Here is a 663-nt window from a genome sequence, read left to right on the forward strand (position 1 = left end):
GCTTCAGCTGTGGCTTTGGCGGCTGCTAGTTTGGCCGCATCGAGCACGGCTTGGGCAGCAGTTTTCTCTGCTGTGGTGCCGCTGGCGTTGGCCGTAGTGAGTGCAGTTTGGGCAGCAACCAGCGCTTTGGCAGCAGCAACTTCATCGGCCGCTTTGGCAGCAATCTCTTCACCGGCCGCTTTGTCCGCCGCCGCTTTGTCTTGCACCGCTTTGGCCGCCGCGTCCGCTTCAGCTGTGGCTTTGGCGGCTGCTAGTTTGGCCGCATCGAGCACGGCTTGGGCAGCAGTTTTCTCTGCTGTGGTGCCGCTGGCGTTGGCCGTAGTGAGTGCAGTTTGGGCAGCAACCAGCGCTTTGGCAGCAGCAACTTCATCGGCCGCTTTGGCAGCAATCTCTTCACCGGCCGCTTTGTCCGCCGCCGCTTTGTCTTGCACCGCTTTGGCCGCCGCGTCCGCTTCAGCTGTGGCTTTGGCGGCTGCTAGTTTGGCCGCATCGAGCACGGCTTGGGCAGCAGTTTTCTCTGCTGTGGTGCCGCTGGCGTTGGCCGTAGTGAGTGCAGTTTGGGCAGCAACCAGCGCTTTGGCAGCAGCAACTTCATCGGCCGCTTTGGCAGCAATCTCTTCACCGGCCGCTTTGTCCGCCGCCGCTTTGTCTTGCACCGCTTTG

1 pseudogene is annotated in these 663 nt (G+C 62.1%); it reads right to left on the bottom strand.

Features of this window, described 5'->3' with window-relative positions:
* A pseudogene (locus B9Z45_RS17175) lies at nucleotides 1-663 on the bottom strand (hypothetical protein); the annotation flags it as partial.

Origin of the sequence: Limnohabitans sp. 2KL-17, assembly GCF_003063415.1 — a bacterium.
Classification (GTDB): Bacteria; Pseudomonadota; Gammaproteobacteria; order Burkholderiales; family Burkholderiaceae_C; genus Limnohabitans_A.